This is a genomic window from Streptomyces sp. NPDC127595 (assembly GCF_042671685.1).
In the GTDB taxonomy this organism is placed as follows: Bacteria; Actinomycetota; Actinomycetes; order Streptomycetales; family Streptomycetaceae; genus Streptomyces.
The window spans coordinates 404,119-417,959 of record NZ_JBHXWK010000007.1 but is presented as its reverse complement, the minus strand read 5'-3'; the positions used below and the strand labels follow the sequence as shown (position 1 = coordinate 417,959).

The 13,841-nt window shown below is 71.1% G+C and carries 7 protein-coding genes; 1 reads left to right on the top strand and 6 read right to left on the bottom strand.

Going from position 1 to position 13,841, the window contains the following annotated elements:
• Window positions 1–73: 73 nt before the first annotated feature.
• A complete protein-coding gene (locus ACFVKT_RS24460) occupies window positions 74–1,564 on the bottom strand; it encodes a serine/threonine-protein kinase (protein WP_385734846.1) in 1,491 nt (496 codons plus the stop codon).
• A 234-nt stretch (window positions 1,565–1,798) separates the two neighbouring features.
• Between ACFVKT_RS24460 and ACFVKT_RS24455 the strand changes: the two genes are divergently transcribed.
• Window positions 1,799–2,674, top strand: a complete 876-nt coding sequence (locus ACFVKT_RS24455) for an alpha/beta fold hydrolase (RefSeq protein ID WP_385734844.1) — start codon at window positions 1,799–1,801, stop codon at window positions 2,672–2,674.
• A 197-nt stretch (window positions 2,675–2,871) separates the two neighbouring features.
• Here the strand turns inward: ACFVKT_RS24455 and fxsT are convergent, their stop codons facing one another.
• The 5 genes from fxsT to ACFVKT_RS24430 all read right to left on the bottom strand — a co-directional run bounded on the left by fxsT (window position 2,872) and on the right by ACFVKT_RS24430 (window position 13,656).
• Window positions 2,872–6,813 (bottom strand): FxSxx-COOH system tetratricopeptide repeat protein, encoded by a 3,942-nt coding sequence (fxsT, locus tag ACFVKT_RS24450; RefSeq protein WP_385734842.1) that lies wholly within the window; start codon window positions 6,811–6,813, stop codon window positions 2,872–2,874.
• On the bottom strand, window positions 6,810–8,138 hold the full coding sequence (locus tag ACFVKT_RS24445) for a TIR-like protein FxsC (protein WP_385734840.1): 1,329 nt from the start codon (window positions 8,136–8,138) through the stop codon (window positions 6,810–6,812). The genes fxsT and ACFVKT_RS24445 overlap by 4 nt, the downstream gene beginning before the upstream one ends.
• Before the next feature lie 230 nt (window positions 8,139–8,368).
• Window positions 8,369–10,537 carry a radical SAM/SPASM protein FxsBH, inactivated beta-hydroxylase extension form gene (fxsBH, locus tag ACFVKT_RS24440; protein WP_385734838.1) on the bottom strand — a complete coding sequence of 723 codons (2,169 nt, stop codon included), beginning with the start codon at window positions 10,535–10,537 and terminating at the stop codon, window positions 8,369–8,371.
• 560 nt (window positions 10,538–11,097) lie between these two features.
• Window positions 11,098–12,543 carry a GAF domain-containing protein gene (locus ACFVKT_RS24435; protein ID WP_385734836.1) on the bottom strand — a complete coding sequence of 482 codons (1,446 nt, stop codon included), beginning with the start codon at window positions 12,541–12,543 and terminating at the stop codon, window positions 11,098–11,100.
• Window positions 12,544–12,618: 75 nt separating this feature from the next.
• The gene (locus ACFVKT_RS24430; protein ID WP_385734834.1) at window positions 12,619–13,656 is read right to left on the bottom strand and encodes a rod shape-determining protein; all 1,038 of its coding nucleotides are present in this window, start codon (window positions 13,654–13,656) and stop codon (window positions 12,619–12,621) included.
• Window positions 13,657–13,841 lie beyond the last annotated feature (185 nt).

Here is a 13,841-nt window from a genome sequence, read left to right as displayed (position 1 = left end):
GTCCGGTCAGTGGTGGCGGCCGCCCTCTTCCGGGTGGTGACAGGTCCACCCTCCACTCCGTCTGCCCGCTGCTCTAGGAGCGGGTGCAGCGGCCCGTCGGTGCGCCGGCCGGTGGGTGGCACTGGAGGTCGTAGTCCTCCGAACTCGTGCTCAGGTAGCGGCCGATGCAGGTGTTCGCGGCGGTCAGGCCGTGCTCGCCGCAGTACGACAGGGCGGCGCCGCCGTCGGTGAAGGGGCCCGGCGCGTAGATCACCCAGTAGCCGGCGCCCAGCGAGGCGTAGTCGTCGCTGCGCAGGTAGACCGCCTCGGGTACGGACTTCCTGACCTCGGCGAGGCGTGTGTCCCGGGCGGCGGTTCCGGAGCTGACGGGTTCGGAGAAGAGCTGGGCGATCCAGCGGCCCGATGCGGGTTCGCTCGACGTGGCCGACGTGGCCGACGTGGCCGACGGGGTGGGGGTGGGCGGCGCGGATGTCCCGCCCGCCGGGGAGCCCGAACTGCCGCCCTCGCTCACGTCCTTGGTATCGCCCGCGTCGTCGCGCAGGCTCACGAACAGCGCGCCCGCCGCGGCGACGGCCAGCACGGCGGTCACGGCGACGGCGATCCTCGTACGGTTCCGCGGTCGGGGGTTCTGAACACCTCCGTCGGCCCGGCCCGGGGTCGAGGTGTCCGGCGGCCGCGGGTTGTCGAGCTGGGTGGGTGTGCGGCCGACGGGCGGCCTGGGGAGGACGGTCGTCGGCGTCCGGTGCGCCCACTGCGCGCCTGTGCCCGACTCGACCTCGGTGAGCATCGCGTCCAGCCGGGCCGCGTCGGGGCGGGCCGCCGGATCCCGTACGAGCAGCGCCTCCAGGACGGGAGCGAGCGGTCCGGAACGGAGCGGGGGCGGCACCGCGTCGTCGATGACCGCGGCCAGGGTGGCGAGTGAGGTCGCGCGGCGCAGCGGGCTGACGCCCTCGGCGCAGACGTACAGGACGAGTCCCAGGGACCAGAGGTCGGAGGCCGGATTGTCGTCCTGGCCGCGGATCCGCTCCGGGGCCATGTACTCGGGCGAGCCGATCAGTTCGCCGGTGACCGTCAGGGCGGTCGCGTCGTGCAGGGCCGCGATGCCGAAGTCGGTGAGGACCGCGGTGCCGTCGGGGCGCAGCAGGATGTTGGGGGGTTTGACGTCGCGGTGCTGGATGCCGGCGGTGTGCGCGGCGTGCAGGGCGGAGAGCACCTGGCGGCCGAGGCGGGCCGCCTCCACGGGCGTCAGGGGGCCTTTGTCGAGTCTGTCCTGGAGCGAGACGCCGGGCACCAGCTCCATCACGATCCACGGGTGGGGTGCCACGTCCACTATGTGGTGAACCGTGACCACATGCGGGTGGCTGAGCCGGGCCAGTGCCCTGGCCTCGCGCAGCACCCGCTCCCGTACCGCCTCGGACGCCGCCGCGTCCGGCCGTACGGCCTTGAGGGCGACATCGCGGTGCAGCACGGTGTCGCGGGCGCGCCACACCGTGCCCATTCCTCCGCTGCCGAGCCGCTCGATCAGCTCGAACCGTCCGTCGACGATGTCCCCCGGTGCGTTCATGCGCGCCAGAGTAGAACAGCGCCGGGCCCGGCTTTCGCGCGGGCGAAGGGTGCAGGCTGTGCGGCGGGCGGGACCGTCTGGGGAGGTTCGGCGGTGCGGTGGTTGCCGGAGGGGCCCAAGTGCCTTGATATGAGGCTCTGTTGACTTGCGGAATCGTTTCGTGGCGAAGGCGCGTGGGCAGGGTTCGGGCAGCGTTTGTCCCGGTCCGTCCGGACCGAGGGAGGGGGGAGCGCGGTGCATGACCATGTGCGGACGCCGGACGGCCGGCTTCTGCGGGTCGAGATCTCGGGCGACCCGCGCGGGCGCCCGGTGTTCCTGCTGCACGGCATGCCCGGCAGCCGGGTCGGGCCCCGGCCGCGGACCATGTTCCTCTACCAGTGCGGTACGCGACTGATCAGCTACGACCGCCCGGGGTACGGCGGCTCCGACCGCAAGCCGGGGCGTCGCGTCGTCGATGTCGCCCAGGACGTGGCCACCGTCGCCGACGCGCTCGGCCTCGACCGGTTCGCGGTGGCCGGCCGCTCCGGGGGCGCTCCGCACGCGTTGGCCTGCGCCGCTCTGATGCCGGAGCGGGTGACCCGGGCCGCCGCGCTGGTCGGACTCGCGCCGCGGGACGCCGAGGGGCTCGACTGGTTCGCCGGGATGGCGCCGTCGAACGTCAACGAGTTCAAGACCGCGTTCACCGACCCCGAGCGCTTTGTGGCCCGGCTGATTCCGCGGTCCGCCGCGATCCGGAGCGATCCCGCGTGGCTGCTGGAGGAGCTGCGGCAGGAGCTCACCGACGACGACCGGCGGATCGTCTCGGACAACACCATCCGGTCGATGCTGTTGCGCAACTACCTCGAGGCGTTGCGGCAGTCGCCGTACGGGTGGATCGACGACGTGCTCGCGCTGACCGGGGACTGGGGGTTCGATCCGGCGGACATCCAGGTGCCGGTGATGCTGTGGCACGGGGCGAAGGACGTCTTCTCACCGGCGTCCCACGGGTCCTGGCTGGCCGCGCGGATTCCCCGGGCGACGGCGGTTTTCGAACCGACCGGCGCCCACTTCGCCGCGCTGCGGGCCCTGCCGAAGGTGTTTCGCTGGCTGCTCGCGGACACACCCGACTGAGCGCGGCCCTCACCGGAGGCCCGGGACGGGGCCGAGGGTCAGTCGTCACACCGGAGGCCCGGGACGGGGCCGAGGGTCAGTCGTCACACCGGAGGCCCGGGACCGGGCCGAGGGTCAGTCGTCACACCGGAAGCCCGGCACGGGGCCGAGGGTCAGTCGTCACACCGGAAGCCCGGCACAGGGCCGAGGGTCAGTCGTCACACCGCCAGCGGCTCCAGGTCCCGGTAGATGCGCCGTCCGGCGGTCGCGATCCTTGTCATCCCGTTCTCGTCGCCCAGGAGCGTGCGCAGTTCACCGAGGGCCTCCTCGCCCAGACGGCGCGCCTCGTCCTTGCGGCCCAGCGCGGAGAGTGTCAGGGCGGAGTTGGTGACGATGGCCAGGGTCTCGGGGTGATGCTGCCCGAGCACGGTACCGAGGGTGTCCACCGCCTTCCTCTCCAGCTCCCGGGCCTCCTCGAAGCGCCCCTGGTCGGCGAGTACGTTGGCGTAGTTGATGCCCGTGAACAGCGTGTGCGGGTGCTGCTCGCCGAGTACCTCGCCCATACGGCGCAGCACCTGACGGAAGACCGCCTCGGCCTCCTCCGCGTCTCCGCAGCCCCAGTGGAAGATCCCGAGATTGTTGAGCGCGGCCTGGGTGTACGGGTGCGCCTCGCCTGGGACCTTCATGTACTCGGCCAGCGCCTCCTTGGCCACCTCGCGAGCGGCCTCCCGCTCATCGGCGGCGAACAGGTCGGCGGCCATGTTCAGGTCGCAGGCCAGGGAGTCGGGCGTGTGCGCGTCGTACTGCGCCCGGTACTGCGCGCGGGTCGCCGTCGTGAGCCGGCGGGCGTCCTCGAACTGGCCCGCCCTGCGCAGCGACACCGCGAGGGACTTGGCGCAGCTCAGCGTGCCGGGGAACTCCTTGCCGAGGATGCGCTTGTGGGACTCGTACGCGCGGGACAGGAGTGACACGGACTCCGTGTAGCGGCCGACCTCCCGCAGGTCGCGGCCCAGGTGCCCCGCCGAGGACAGGGTGTACGGATGGTCGCTGCCCAGGACCTCCGTACGCCGGTCGAAGGTCTCCTGGTCGAGGACCCGTGCCTCGCCGTAGCGGCCCACCATGCGCAGCGCGAGGGCGAGGTTGTTGGCCGCGCTCAGCGTCCTGCGATGCGACTCGTGGAAGATCTGGCGGAAACCCTCGTGCGCCTCGCGGGCGAACTCCACCGCCGACCCGTACACGCCGAGTGCCGCCAGGTCGCTGGCGAGACTGGACATGGTGACGTACGTGTGCGGGTGCGAGCGTCCGAGCACCCGCTGCTGGCGCTCCAGCAGTTCGGTGTTGATCTCGCGGGACTCGACGTAAAGGCCCTGCGAGCGCAGGATGTTGCCGAGTTGGGAGCGTAGGTACAGGTACTGCACGTCGTCCTCGCCGAGGATCGGCTTCCAGTCCGCGAGGAGGGTCTCGGCGCGCTGCTGGGCGTTGGGGAAGTCGCCGCGCTTCCAGAAGTAGCGGACGCGGTCGATGAGGAGACGGCGGGTGCCGGCATCCGTGCAGTTGCGGGCGTCGGAGGCCGTCAGGTGCGGCCAGATGACGCCGAACCGCGGCCAGTTCTCCGGGTCGTCGATGGGCTCGTCGCCGTCCGGCCGGCAGCCCGCGAGCACCGTGTGCACCACGTGCCGGGCCTCCCGCTGTTCCTCCTCGGTCAGCTGTGAGCGGATCACGGCCTGCACCAGACGGTGGACCTGGATGCTGTTGCTGACCTGGTCGACCTTGGCGAGCGCGAACCGGCCGATCTCGCGGATCACCCGGCCCAGCAGCAGACTCTCCTGGAGGGCGGCGTCGTACGGCCTGAGGGCGTCGATCATCTCCTTGCTGTAGAGCAGGTCGGAGGAGATCGGCTCGGCGGCCAGGAACGCGCAGAGCTGCAGCAGTCGTACGGAGGCAGGGGAACGTTCCTTCAGGCGCGCTATGGAGATGTTCCAGGTCGCGGCCACCGTCTTGGGGTAGTCCGGGGGCTGGTTGAGGTCCAGTACCTCGGTGGTCTGCTCGGCGAGCTGCCGCAGATAGTCCTTGATGGGCGTCGCCGTCTCGGCCAGCCAGGCCCCCGCCTGCTCCACCGCGAGCGGCAGATCGCCGACCGCGCTCGCCACCTGGTCGGCCTCCTCGGCACTGAGCCCCGAGGCGCGCCCGGTGAGGTGCTCCACGCTCTCCTCGCGCAGGAACACGTCGATGGGCAGGGACACGCCCTGCTGCGCCCAGGCCTGGTTGCGCGAGGTGACGAGGATGTGGCCGCCGCCACCCTTGGGGAAGTAGCGGGTGAGCTCGGACGGGTCGTCGGCGTTGTCGAAGACCAGGATCCAGCGCTTGGTGGGTGCCCCGCGCGCCAGCATCTGGACGGCTTCCTGGCCGGCCAGGTTGATGTCGTCGCGGCTCGGCGCGCCGATACGGGCCCCGAGGTCGGCGAGCGAGGCGACGACGTTGCCGGTGTCCTCGGCGGAGATCCACCACACCAGGTCGTAGTCGGCCATGAACCGGTGCACGTACTCCAGCGCCACCTGCGTCTTGCCGACGCCGCCGAGTCCGAACAGCGCCTGCGGCTGCGGCAGCACGATGGACATGCCGCCGCCGATCTGGTCGCGGACCCGGTCCAGGATGGCGTTGCGGCCGGTGAAGGTGTTGTTGCGCTGAGGGGCGTTCCAGATCGCCGGGGCGATGCCGGGGAAGCGGGGTCCCGACTCGCCGTCGTCGGTGAGCAGGCCCGGCAGTTCCAGGGCGCCCAGCAGCGCGCTGACGCACTGGGTCTCGTCGAGCCGGTGCAGGTCGACCGGGTTGTGGTCGAGGTAGCTCTCGGGCAGCCGGATCTCGTCGACCCGCAGCGGGACCAGCAGGGCTCCCGGGACCCCGGGGGCGCCCGTGCCGGACTCTATGAGCGCCCGCCAGACGGTGTCGGCGTACCGGGACTTCCTGAAGGCGTTCGACAGCAGCACGAGGGTGCGCGTGGCGGGGTCCAGGTGCTCGACGGGCCCGGCGGCGATGTCATGGGGGGTGACATGGCAGCCGGCGCGCACGAGGAGCGACTCGACCCAGTCGGCCCACATGCGGTTCTCCGCCGCGTACGCGATGACGACATCGGTCGCGGTCGTCAGCGGCCGCCTCCGCAGGAAGGCGTCACGGCAGCGCAGCCGCACCGGCTCCGGTACCGGCGGCAGCGAGGTGACCTCGCCGTCCGAGATGACGGCGGTGAGCCGTTCGAAGGCGGACAGCAGCGAGTTGGCGAGCCCGCTCTCGTCGCCGACGGTGGCGAGCGTCTCCTCGTACGCGTAGTACGGGCGGTAGGGGATCTCGACGTTCCCCCAGTACGCGGTCAGGTCCTCGGAGCCGAGCTCCTCGCCGCCGAGTCCCTTGGGCAGCCCGTCGAACTTCAGCCGGGCGAGCGCCCGTCCGGCGTCGACCTTCTCCTTCTCGCCCTCGTCGATGCGCATCGGCACGGGCAGCACCCTGATCTTCCGCTTGCCGTATCCGGCCTCGACGCTGCGGGCCACGGCCGCCGCGCCGTCCAGCGACTGGTCGCTGAGCGTGAAGCAGTCCACGAGCACGTCCGGCATCTGGATGGTGCAGATGTCGGCGCTGTCGGAAAGGCCGGTGCGCGAGTCGATCAGGACATAGTCGTACGACGCCTTCATGTCGTCGCGCAGGGCGTCGAAGAACAGTCCGCCGCCCAGGCGTTCGTAGAAGTTGTCCCACTCGAAGGACGACACCGTCGCGGAGTACGAGCGGTCCTGGCGTCCGGCGGAGAGGAAGTCGAGCGAGCCGCCGTCCGGGAAGCGCAGCCCGAGCCGCTCGGGGGTCAGCGAGACGGCGTGCTGTTCCACGTGCGCGTAGTCCAGGTGCCAGGGGCCGGTGCGCTGGGTCCGGGTGGTCGCGGCCCAGGCGTACTCGCTGATGATGTCGATGACGCCGGTGGTCGCCGCGAGCGCGTCGGGGAGGAAGGGGTGGAAGAAGCGGTGCAGCCCCGGAGCCTCCAGGTCCCAGTCGACGGTCAGGACGCGCTTGCCGTTGGCGGCCAGGATCCAGGCGGTGTTGGCCAGGGCCATCGTGCGGCCCGTGCCCCCCTTGTACGAGTAGAAGGTGATGATGCGTCCGTCCTGCACGGCCGTCATGCTTCTCCTCCGTGATCGGATCCGCTGTCGAACTGCGGCGGGTGGGTGGGGCCCGTCAGCCGGGGCCTGCGGAGCGGCGGGCCCGGGGGCGGATGGGCCTCGGCGTGCTTGAGGTACTGCCGGGTCGCGTGCGCGACGACGGCCGGCAGCACGTCGGTGAAGGACTTGAGTGTCGGTACGCCGTTGACGGCGACCCGGGAGTCGGTGCGCCGGCCCCGGTCCAGGATCACCGGCAGCGTCCGCTCCAGCTCCTCCGCGAGCTGCCGGCCCTCCTCGCCGTGGCACTGGATGTCGGCCCGGTTCCAGGGCACGATCGCGCTGACCCAGGGGCGGGCGTTCGCGTCGAACGCCTTGAGCCTGCGCCGCCGTTCCTCGTCGCTGAGCGCCCAGCGGTCGATGAGCAGGATCCCGGGGTGGCTCGGCGCCGTCTTGTCGGAGTCGTCCGTCACCAGGTCCTCGCCGGGGTCCTCGTCGTCGAAGGACGACACCGTGATCCGGTAGTCGAGTGAGCGGATCAGCTCCTCGGCGAGCGCGGGCAGCGGCCGGGTCGACTCCGAGTGGTACGGGTTCCAGTCCTGGGCGTCCTCGCCGTACGGGCGGGTGTCACGGTGCTCGGGGATGCTGTGCCGGGTGGGCGCCGCCACGGTCAGATGGATGTGCCGGGGCCCCTCGCCGCGCGGTTTGAACGCGCTCGGCGTCCGCTCGTAGGGGCGGGGCCTGCTGGACGGCAGCGGTGACTCGTGGGCGACCCGCACGATCCGCTGGGCCAGCCCCAGCACGGTCTCCTCGTACTCGTCGCGCAGCCGGTTGAGCTTGATGAGCCCGTAGATCCCGTTGGCCGCGTACCGGTCACCGAACTGGGCGTGGTCCACATGGATATGCCGTACGGAATCCGGGAGTTGGGCGTAATCGATATACGTCCACAGCGCGGGCACGATGGTGGGTGAGGCACCGGAACCGGTGGCCCGCGCCCGCAGAATACGCTCGTTGAACGCGAACCATTCCCGTCCGCAACTCTCGCTCGTGAAGTAGCGCGGCGAGAACAGCGGTACGAACACCCGGCAGTTGGCGAGATTCTCACTGAGTTTTTCCGGCCAGCCGTCCCCCGAGCGCATCTCCCGGTCCATGAATCCGGCGGGCGCACCGGCCGGCAGGTCCGTGAGCGCCATGATGTGGTCGCAGAGATCCGTGAAGAGCACCTGCACCCAGTGATCGGGGTCGCCGCCGCCCGGCCCCCAGGGCGGTGTGTGGGCGTAACTCAGAAAGAAATAAGGCCTGTTGTCCGAGACCCGTTCCCGTTCCAGGTCCCGATCAGGTATCTCCACGCGCCCCCCTGCCTGTGGACGGGCGGCCTCTACGGGACGTCAGCCGACCGGAGCCCACAATCTTCCCGACCGCCGGCCTGTACGGGTCGCCTCTTTCACGTCAATCCCTGGCGATATCCAGACATCTGGGCCACCGCCCGGTCGACAGGATCCCCGTGTCCCGCAGTGCAGCACCGCTTTCCCCGCCATTTCCCGTTCCGTCGCGAGATCACGCGGCAGCCGGGCCCCGATCAGCTTCGCGGCACGGCCTGCCCGGCCCACTCGGCCCGCAGCACTTGTGCCAACACCACGCCGGTTTCGGTGAGTTCACGCTCGGGGAGGGCGGCCAGCCGGTCCAGGGCGTGGTCCGCCCGTGCCAGCGCGGCGGCCCGCGCCGCCGGCTCGCCCCGGTGATACGCGGCGTCGCCGAGCCCGCCACTCGCCTCGGTGAGCAGCCGTCCGGCCTGGTTGCCCGGCACGTTCAGATCGGCCGTCTCGCGCAGCGCGGTGAGCCTGGCCAGGCGCCCGGTGCGCGGCAGTTCACGTACGAACTCCGCCGGTTCGAAGTCGACGGCCACCCCGAGCGCGCCCAGGCCATGGGCGCCGAGCCGCACCCCCGAGCCTGCCACGAGCGGGGTGACCGTGGTGGTGAGGAGGGCGTTGACGTCGTCGCGCCAGGCGGGATCCCGCGCGTCCATCAACTCGTGTGCCGTCCGCAGCCGTTCGGCGAACAGGGCGAGATCGCCGGGGCTCAGCGGAGCGGCGACGGGCACGGGGTAGCAGTCGCGGAGGGGGTCGGCGTCGTCGAGGAGCAGGGGAGCGCCGGCGCCGAGGTGCACGGATCGCAGCGGGCGCCAGGTGGCCGGGGTCTCCTCGGGCGAGTACTCCGTGCCGTCCTCGGTACGTACGTGCAGGCGGCCCGAGTTGACCGTTACCTCGACCCGGCCGGCCCTCGGGAGCGTCAGGGTTCCCAGGGTCGGGAGGTGCAGCCCGGGGTCGCTCCGGTCCCAGGCGAGCTTGACGTCGGCCCCCGCGCGGACGGCGACGGCGGTGATCGCCGAACCGAGCGGCGCCGGGGTGGTGACTCGGTCGTGCAGACAGTTCTTCAGAGTGGTGTAGAGGTAGGGGTGGGCGAGGATCTCGTCGACGTACGGCGTGACATCCGCCATGCCGTCCAGGTTCAGGAAGGCCCGCCACACCTCGTCCCAGTCCGGCTCGCCCGCATGCCGGGCGGCGACCCGGGAGAGCAGATGCCGGACCGACTCGCCCTGGGCGAACCGGAGTTCCTCGTCACCGCGGACGGCCGGGCTGAGCGCGTGCTCGGTGATCCGCTCGGCGACGCCGTCGACGAAGGCGCGCAGGTCCGAGCAGAAGGCGGACGGATTGTCGAAGCCGCGGCCACTGCTGTACCGGTGCGCGTAGAGCCCTCCGCCGCACGACTCGATCACCGGGCAGCTGCGGCAGGTCTCGCTGACACCCGCGAGGCCGAGCTGGCGTGCGCGTACGCCGGGATGCTGCGCGAACTCCTCGAAGCTGTGATGGAAGGCGTCATAGCCGGTCGCGGGAGCCCCGTCGTACGCGGTCTTCAGCGAATCCGCCTGCTCGAAGGTGCCGTCGGTCTCCACGACCGCGAGGTCGCTCGGCGCGAGCCCCATCGCCTCCGTCAGGCTCGGTCCGCCCCGCAGCGTGCTCAGGACCGATTCGAAGGTCCGCACGGAGACGGTACGGCCCTGCCGGTCCCACCGGTCGAAGATCTTGAGCAGCCAGTCGGCGTACGCGGCGGGTGAGCCGGCGGGCCGGGGTGGCGGGCTGTCCCAGGTGGAGTGCGGCAGCAGATAGTCGATGCGAGGCGGACGCAGGGACACGAGGGCGTCGTGCACCGCGACGGGATCGTTGGCCACGTCCACCGTGCACAGCAGTCCGCTGTAGAGGTGCCGGTACTCGGGGGTGCGCAACAGGTTGATCCCGCGCACCACCCGGTCGTAGCTGCTGCGCCGCCTGCGGTCGCGCCGGTGCCGGTCGTTGGCGACGCGGTCGCCGTCGAGCGAGACGCTGACCTTGACGCCGAATTCCTTGAACACTTCGAGATGGCGGATGTTGAGCTGTACCGCATTGGTGTGGATATGAAGATTCAGTTCGGTGACCGGGGTGATGACGCGGGTGAGTTCCGCGCAAATGCTTCTCATGCGGGCCGGGCCCACAAGAAGGGGTTCACCACCGTGAAGGATCACGGAAACAGAAGGCAGTTTATGTGATTGGGCATATGCCGCGAATCGCTGGGCGACTTTCCCGAGCGTTTCCTCGGAAATGACGGTGGGGCGCCCTCGCCAGCTCTGATCGGCATGCTCGTACACATAGCAGTGGTCGCAGGCGAGGTCGCATCTGCTATGGATCTTGAGGACGAGTTGCTGCAGCTTCACCCGGGGAACGATAGTGGCGCGGAGGGGTCGCGTGTACCACGAACTCCGCTACACCTCAAGGTCGTTGAGGGCTCCGGCGCGTGACAAAGGCGCACCGGGCAGGCAGGTGAACCGCCGGATGCGCCTGTGTCGAAGTCTGGGTGCCTCTAGAGTGCCGAGTTGAAAGTGTTCGGCCCGACGGGACGTCGTCCGGGGATGTCGGTCACTCGTCCGGCAGACCTCACGGCGGCGGTCCCTAGCGGGTCGATGGCCGACAGGGGGGTGTGCGACCGGCGCATGGACCGAGGGGCGGCGGAGTGTTGCGCCGCCGGCGTCACCGAGAGGTTCATTTGATGGCTTTCGTTGATGGGTAAGCTCAGAGGAACCCGAGAGTAGCAGTTGATCTAGGCGTGAGTTGCCACCTTCTCGAATTCAGTTTGACCGGTCCCGCGGCTTTCGCAATCGGAGCGCCGCCAACAGGCTGAATCCGTTTCCCGCGCCCTGTGTCCTGTGCGGTTCCTGTGCTCTGTGTCCTGTGCGGCTGCCCGGTCGGAGACGTGAGTTCGGCGGGTGCCACTTGCTCACAGCGGTGACCGCCAGGTGACTGTCGTACCGGCGCCCTCCCCCTCATCCCTGGCGCCGTCGTCGTACACCGTCAGGCGGAGACCGGCGCGGCCGTCCGGCAGCGTGGCCGTCGAATCCACCGTGACCTCGATGCGGGAGACCCCGGCGCGGTGTGCGGCGGCGGTCAGCTTGCGGTGCAGGGCGGTGAGCAGGTGACCGGCGACGGGCTCGGTGACGCGGTTCTCCACGGGGCCGGTGAAATGGACGGACGGCTGGAAGCCCAGGGCGGCCGCCACACCCGCCGTCTCGCGCAGCACCTTGCCGCGGAAGGTGGTGGGGGCGTCGGCGGGCGGCTGCTGAAGGGCGAAGATCGCGGTGCGGACCTCCTGGATGGTGGACTGCAGCTCGTCCACGGCGCGGCCGAGGATGGCGTGCACCTCGTCGCCGTCGGCGGCGGTGCTGCGGCGCTGGGTGGACTCCAGCATCATGCCGGTGGCGAAGAGCCTTTGGACGACCAGGTCGTGCAGGTCGCGGGCGATCCGGTCACGGTCCTCGTACACCGCGAGCCGCTCGCGGTGGTGCTGGGTGTCCGCGAGGACCAGCGCGAGCGCGGCCTGCGAGGCGAACTGCGTGGCGAGGAGCTGTTCCACCGGGGTGTACGGCCGGTCGCCGCGCCGGCGGGGGAGGGCGAGCGTGCCGATGAGGCGGCCGTCGGCCTGGAGGGGGAGCATCATGCTCGGCCCGAACCGGGACCGTACATGCGTGGTCATCCTCGGGTCGGTCGCCGAGTCGTCGATGAACACCGGCTCCCCGCCGAGGAGTTGTTGGAGGACGGGGCTGCCAGGCTCGATGACCGTGCCGACGATGTCCCCGGGGTCGTCGAGGGTGGAGGCGGTCACGATCTCCATGCCGCCCTCCGGCGTGGCCTGGAGGACGACGCCCGCGGCCGCGTCGGCGAGGACCCTGGCCCGCTCGGCGACGGTCATCAGTGCCTGGGCCGCACTCTCGCCCGTGAGCAGCGCCGTCGTGACGGCCGCCGCGCCCTCGATCCAGCGCTCGCGCTGCCGGGCCGCCTCGTACAGCCGGGAGTTGCCGATCGCGATGCCTGCCTGGGTGGCCAGCAGCCGCAGCAGCCGCTCGTCCCCGGCGGTGAACGGGCCACCCTCCTTGTCGGCGAGATGAAGGGTGCCGAACACCTCCTCGTCGACGCGGATGGGAACGCCGAGGGAGCTGCCGGAGCGGGGCTGCCCCGTCCCGCCGGCGCACGGGCCCGCCGTACGGATCTCCACGAGTCCGTCGTGTCCGGGGCCCGAGCCGGCCATCTCCAGCGCCGCATACCGGGCGCCGGTCAGCTCGGCGGCACCGTCCACGATGTGCTGGAGCGTTACCCGCAGTTCGAGATCGGTGCCGACACTGAGGACGGCTTCCAGGAGGGGCGGGAGGCGGGGGAGGGGATCGGTCATACGGGGCCTCGGGGGCTGGCGGTACGGAATCGGTCATCGGGGCCTTCGGTGAAGGCTCCCGCCGGCGCCGGGCCGTCAGTCCGCCAGCGGGTCCAGGACCAGGGGCTCGATCCTGCCCTCCAGCATGTAGCCGAGGCCCTGGACGGCACAGACGTCGGGCCGTTCCGCGATGTGCACCGGCATACCCGTCGCGTGCCGCAGCATCTGGTCCAGTCCGGGGAGGAGGGCGCTGCCGCCGACCATCATGATCCCGCGGTCGGCGAGGTCGGCCACCAGATCGGGCGGGCAGGCGCGCAGCACCTTGCCGATGCCGTCGAGTACGGCGGTCAGCGGGGTCTGGATGGCATCGCGTACGGCGGCGGTGTCGACCTGCACGGAGCGCGCGAGGCCGGTCGCCACGTCCCGTCCGTGGATCTCCGTCGACGCGGGGCCGTGCGGGGTGAGCCCGTTCCCGGAGAGGGCGAGCTGCAGGGGGCGTACGGCCTGACTCGGCAGCATCAGCTCGTGCTGGTGGCGCAGGTGCTGCACGATCGCGTGGTCGACGGCCTCACCGCCCACCGGGATGCGCTCGGCGGTGACGATCGAGCCCAGCGACAGCACGGCGAGCTGGGTCGCGGCGGCTCCGCACACCATGACCATGGTGGCCTCGGGCTGCTCCACGGGCAGCCCGCACCCGACGGCGGCGGCGATCAGCGTGTCGACGAGTTCGACCCGTCGCGCTCCCAGACCCACGAGCGTCTCGATCGTGGCACGCTGCGCCAGCGGGTCCGCGTCGTGCGGGGTGCAGGCGGCCGCCCGCAGCCGGGGCTTGCGGCGCAGCGTGCGGCGGACCTTGTCACCGATGAGCTGACGCAGCATCCGCTGCGCCATCTCGATGTCGACGACCGTGCCGCCGGACACCGGCCGTACGACACGGATGTAGTCGGGCGTACGCCCCGTCATCTTCTCCGCGAACTCGCCGACCGCGATCAGCGCGCCCGTCTTCGTGTTGATCGCGGCGACACTCGGCTGGTCGACGACCAGCCCCGCGCCCTTCACATACACACGGGTCCTCGCCGCGCCCAGATCGACGGCGAAGTGGCAGCGGCGCAACTGCTCCAGACTGTCGGTCATGGCAGATCCTCCCGAGAGCGCAGACGGTGGGACTCCGCCGGGCGGCGGTCCTCTCTCGCATCGTGCGGTCGCTGACGGAGTGTCGCCTTCTGTGGGGGGCCGGGTGGGGTGCCGCTGGACGGGTGGTCTTGGTGGGCGCGATCTCCGCGAGGCGAGAGAACCGAGGGCCGAGGGCAGCGGTAGGG

Excerpts from the sequence above, each read along its gene's own strand:
- ACFVKT_RS24460 (WP_385734846.1), bottom strand. The coding sequence starts at position 1,564 with ATGAACGCACCGGGGGACATCGTCGACGGACGGTTCGAGCTGATCGAG.
- fxsT (WP_385734842.1), bottom strand. The coding sequence starts at position 6,813 with ATGACGGCCGTGCAGGACGGACGCATCATCACCTTCTACTCGTACAAG.
- ACFVKT_RS24435 (WP_385734836.1), bottom strand. The coding sequence starts at position 12,543 with ATGACCGATCCCCTCCCCCGCCTCCCGCCCCTCCTGGAAGCCGTCCTC.
- ACFVKT_RS24430 (WP_385734834.1), bottom strand. The coding sequence starts at position 13,656 with ATGACCGACAGTCTGGAGCAGTTGCGCCGCTGCCACTTCGCCGTCGAT.